Annotated in this window: 3 protein-coding genes and 2 pseudogenes; 3 read left to right on the top strand and 2 right to left on the bottom strand. The window is 59.5% G+C overall.

The features are described from left to right. Nucleotides 1–296, bottom strand: a pseudogene (locus DH10_RS25630) (ABC transporter substrate-binding protein); the annotation flags it as partial. Nucleotides 297–802: 506 nt separating this feature from the next. Between DH10_RS25630 and DH10_RS25625 the strand changes: the two are divergent. The 3 genes and pseudogenes from DH10_RS25625 to DH10_RS37260 all read left to right on the top strand — a co-directional run. After that, nucleotides 803–1,081 carry a hypothetical protein gene (locus DH10_RS25625; RefSeq protein WP_343221621.1) on the top strand — a complete coding sequence of 93 codons (279 nt, stop codon included), beginning with the start codon at nucleotides 803–805 and terminating at the stop codon, nucleotides 1,079–1,081. Nucleotides 1,082–1,222: 141 nt separating this feature from the next. Beyond that, nucleotides 1,223–1,579 carry an amidase family protein gene (locus DH10_RS38315; protein ID WP_192385498.1) on the top strand — a complete coding sequence of 119 codons (357 nt, stop codon included), beginning with the start codon at nucleotides 1,223–1,225 and terminating at the stop codon, nucleotides 1,577–1,579. A gap of 137 nt (nucleotides 1,580–1,716) precedes the next feature. Then, a pseudogene (locus DH10_RS37260) lies at nucleotides 1,717–1,965 on the top strand (ABC transporter ATP-binding protein); the annotation flags it as partial. 222 nt (nucleotides 1,966–2,187) lie between these two features. On the opposite strand, the gene DH10_RS25615 reads toward DH10_RS37260, so the two are convergent. Further along, a complete protein-coding gene (locus DH10_RS25615) occupies nucleotides 2,188–4,077 on the bottom strand; it encodes an IucA/IucC family protein (RefSeq protein ID WP_192385497.1) in 1,890 nt (629 codons plus the stop codon). Nucleotides 4,078–4,637: the final 560 nt, after the last annotated feature.

The raw sequence follows: 4,637 nt of genomic DNA, 5'->3' as shown, positions 1-4,637 counted from the left end.
TCAAAGGTGTATTCGTTGGTATACTTGACCAAAGGTTCGAGGAATTGGCGGTAAATGTTCGCTAATGCAGGAAGGTCGTTTACGCGGGGGTCTTTCTGACCAAAAACCTGCGTAGCAATTCGCAGAGTTCCACCTTTCTTAGGCACTTCTTCGGCATGCGCCGGCGGTATTGCATCCAGCATCGAGTACGCCATAGCCGTCGACGCACCGAAGACGGAAGCGAGCGCCAGGAACTCGCGCCGGTCCATCCCGTCCTTTTTTGCTTCCTCGGCGAGACTATCGAAGACCTTAGGCATAGGTTTGCCATGCCTAGTAAAATACCCCATTTGAACCTCCCAAATTGGCTAAGGACAGCGGCCGTGGACCAGCACGGAAAGCGCCGGGATCTTCGGCACGATAAGACGGAAGAGCTGGGGCTTTCCGCTGATTGCTCCAATCACGCACGCCGCAGGCTACAGAAAAGGGCGTATCTGGACATTCGAATTAAAATCAACCGGCAGGCGATTTTTTTGCGAATTCAGCCGACCCGAAGCTATCGAACTTGCTCGCATGATCCGTGCCCGCGAGGTCTCGGTGGTGGAGGTCATAACCGCCTATCTGGATCATATTGAGCGGGTGAACCCGCTGGTCAACGCGATCATCTCGCTTCGTCCCCGGCGCGATCTGCTGGAGGAGGCGGCCGCGGCGGACGTGGCCGTATCTCGGGGGGGAGAAGGTTGGCCCGCTTCTCGGCGTGCCTCAGGCGTTCAGCAGCCAGATGACGGCCGTAGGCCCGATGGGCCGCACAGTTCAGGACGTGGCCATGCTGCTGTCAGTGCAGGCCGGATGTGACGACCGGGTACCGCAATCGCTCGACTCGCCTCCGGGTTGGCTGGACAACCTCAGGCCAATTGATCCGCACAAGGCGCGGTTCGGATGGCTCGGCGACTGGACAAGCCAGCTTGGTTTCGAGCCGGGGCTGGTCGATCTGGTCAGCGGTGCGGCGGGCAAATTCGCTCAGGCGGGGGCGATGATCGAGGAAATTTCCTCCGGTTTCGACCTGGAGCGGCTGTGGAACGCCTACGCCCACGCTGCGGAGTAATGCGCTGGCCGGACAACTGCACGACCCCTTCAATGACCCGTCGCTGAGAGATCTGATCAGCCCCGAAGCCAAGTGGGAGGTGGAACTGGGCCGCACGCTCTCCACCTACGATTTCTACACCGCGCATCTGGCAAGGACAGAATGGTACCTCAAGATGGTCGGCCTCTTCGAACGGTACGACTTTCTGTTGCTCCCCTCGGCCCAGGTCTTCCCATTCGACGCGTCGATCCGTTGGCCGAAGGAGATCAATGGGCGGACAATGATACCTATCACCGCTGGATGCAGGTCGTGATCGGCCCGACGCTGGCATCGCTGCCTTCTATCGGGATTCCTGCAGGTTTCGACCAACGGGGCTTGCCGATGGGCATGCAGATCGTAGGACGCCCGCGCGGGGACAGGAGCGTTCTTGAGGCCGCACTCCAACCCTTGGAACAAGCACCTTCCACCTTGCCTTCGCCTGTGACGGCTTCCCCGGAAGCGGCTGACAGGGGCCCGTGAGCAATGGCCAGTACTGTCGACCGGCAAACTTTGCTGCCGCAGTCCCTGCCGCCGCCCGGAACCTGATTGCAGACCTGCTTTCGGAACCTGACGAAATTTCGGAACCTCCTGGAATTTTCAACGCGCGCCGGACGGGCGCCGCTACCGAACAGCGCATACGCTCGGCCATGCGGCGCTTCGCGACGGCGCGACAATCGCCATTATCACCGGCTGAGTTCCCTCATGCCACACTGACTAGGTCCTTTTTGTCGAGAATGGCGTTGTCGTCGAGCGCGGCACCCGTGAGGAACTCCTGGCAAAAGGAGGCCGCTACAAGGCCCTTTACGATCTCCAGGTGCACGCCGGGCGATGACATGTTGACCAGCCTGGGGGCCGCCAGCTGGTGACCCAGAGGTGCGAACTTGAAGCTGAATGAAACGATGCCTCGCCATTCAGCCGCCCGTAGGCACAAATCCAGCGAGTCCAAAGACGCTGTCGCAAGCGCGCGACATTTTTATATGGATCGGCCGGAATGGGGCCACCGATTTCCATGGCGTCCATGGAGACGAATGCAGGCCGAGTAGGAAAACAAAAACAGCTCTGAGGCCGCGAAGCGCGGCAGAGGCATGTCATTCCGCTTCCGCCAGTGGATTGGGCAAGTGATGCTCCAACCGACCCTCGGGGTAGCGCTCCAGATGCATCCGGAGCACTGAGCGGGTCGGCCAGGGGTTCTCAAGAAAAGCCTTGCGTTCCTCCAGCCAGAACGCGTCCGACAACATGCGCGGCCTGAGGGCGGCAAACGCTGCCTCGGCTTCTTCCCGCAGGATGCGCCAAAGGCTCGTGCCCGTCAGCGTATACTGTTGGTTGAGGCACAGTGCGATCTCATGAAGATGGCAGATGAAGCAGGCGTCGATGACGAATGAGCGCACGAAACTGATATCGTCATTGGATAGGGTGGATAAGATTTCCTTGCGACTGAAGGGCTTCAGGCGGTGCCCGCGTTCCTTGAACAGGGGCGCAAGCCTGCGGCCATCGCCGAAATCACGGATCAACAGTTTTCGTGGGCGGCCGGTTTCATCGAACAGGATGGTGCTGTTTTGCTGATGCGCCTCAAAGCCAATGCCGTATAGCAGATACATGCCGAGCGTCGGCCGGATAACGGTGCGTGCATAGGCGCGGAAAAACGCAGACACGGTCGTGTCGCTTTCATCGCCGTTCCTTGCGATCAATTCGCAAATGAGCGGACGACCATCGATCGGGCTTGACGTCAACAGTGCAGCCACAGTAACGGGCAAAAGTCCGTCATTGCGAGCTAGAGCGTCAGCGTTGCGATAGACAACCGAGAGAAAGCGGCCCGGATGCTCATCGCCCGTCTCGGGGTGACGCAAGATTGCGCCCAGCTCTTCGGTGAATATCTCCAGCCTCTCGTCAATATCCTTCTCTTTTGACAGGATATCGGAAATCAGGGTGCTGAGGCGCGGCCCCATGTGAATCGACTTGCCCTGCAGGGTACGCTGTTCGCTGGTCATCCAGATCGCCACCGGCAGCTTGATAAAGGGCCTCCGTTCCTGTTCGTCCGGCAGCATCGTGCGGAAGGACATAGACGGCAGCGTCAGGACCTCCGGGCCATCCGGGTCGAAAACACCGGAAGCAATCTCGGACGCGAATTCACGGCGCACGAAATTCTCAAGGTGCCAGCTATGGACAGGCATAGGAAGCCAGTCTTCAGGCGACTTTCCACGGTGATTCAGGCCGTTGGCCCAGTCGCGCCAGAGGTCGGGAAACTTTCGTGAGAACCATTCCGAATAGCTGCCGACATGCGGCATTTTCTCCACATAAACCCATTCCTTGCGCAGCCCTGCGACGCGCACGCGCACACGAGCGCCGAATTCAGGCGACAACGCACTCACGTCCTTAGGCGGTAGCCCGGGCTTGGCCTTCCATGTCGGATAAAAGGGGTGACCTTCCAACGCGCCCCACTGATCGAGAGTCATGGCTGCCAGGTGCGGCGGCAAGCTCTTAGCAAGATAGGCGAGGAATCCTTGCGCGCCTGATTCAGCTACTTTCCCTCGCATCTGGGCGCTCCAGTGCTGTCGGTGGCGACGCGCCAGGACGTCGTTGCGCACGCTGTTATCGATGTCGCGCAAAAGATTCTCCAAGCCGTCCGATGCAGGCGAAATCGCGAAGGCGGGCGCGACCTGCCTCATGAGATCGGAGGGGTCATCGATCCGGTGCCGGGCGCCGGTTTCGTCCAGCACTTCGATGGGACCACCATTTTGCAATATTCCGGCAGGTGCACGACACAGGTCGGTGAAATGCAAGACTCGGCGCGACTGCCAAAGGGGGAGCCAGGCTTGGTGGCCGTCGCGCGCCCACAATAATCCATCTGCTTCAAGAAGACGCTCGGCGAACAGGCAGCGTACCAACCGGCTGAGCGCATTGCGCGATGCATTCACCCAAAGCTGCGCGTCGCGCGCCTGAGCTTCGGCATTCGTCGGGGCAGACATCCTCTCGTCCATTATGCTTCCTCTGGCCATTTGCTTGGGAAATACGCGGGGCGATTTCTGCCACGCGCCGCCGGCAGCTCCTGCTGCCTCGCTACAAGGAAGATTCAAGAGTCGTGCCAACTGAGCAGAAGGAGTGTCAGATCAATGATCTGCATACTATTCAAAGGCTTAAATGAGAGTGCATCGGGAGCAAGCCGAACGCCACCGTGTCACGGGCTCGACAGAACCGATAGCTGGTGTCGGCGCCCGGCGCTTTCCGGGGAATAGTGGGCAGGACTCCTCCGCGGGAGGAAGCGGAATTCACGCGTCATTCACCCGCATTCCACGGTATCCGATGTGGACTGCGTCTTTCAATAATTCCCGGATACCAGAGCTCGCGAAGCCGGCGCCGATGATCCCGCCAATCGAAGGCGAGACTGTCCCCAAAGCCGGACTCTCCTGCTGCGGCGGGAGAATGGCGTTCCCGGTTCGAGGTTCTTTGGAAGGCGACTTACCTTCATGGAAGACTTAGCTTAGCAGTGCGACCACCATCCACGACAAAGATCTGGCCGGTGACGAATGCAGCCTCCTCG

The organism is Mesorhizobium silamurunense, assembly GCF_014843825.1.
In the GTDB taxonomy this organism is placed as follows: Bacteria; Pseudomonadota; Alphaproteobacteria; order Rhizobiales; family Rhizobiaceae; genus Mesorhizobium; species Mesorhizobium silamurunense.
This window is presented reverse-complemented; position numbering and strand designations above follow the sequence as displayed.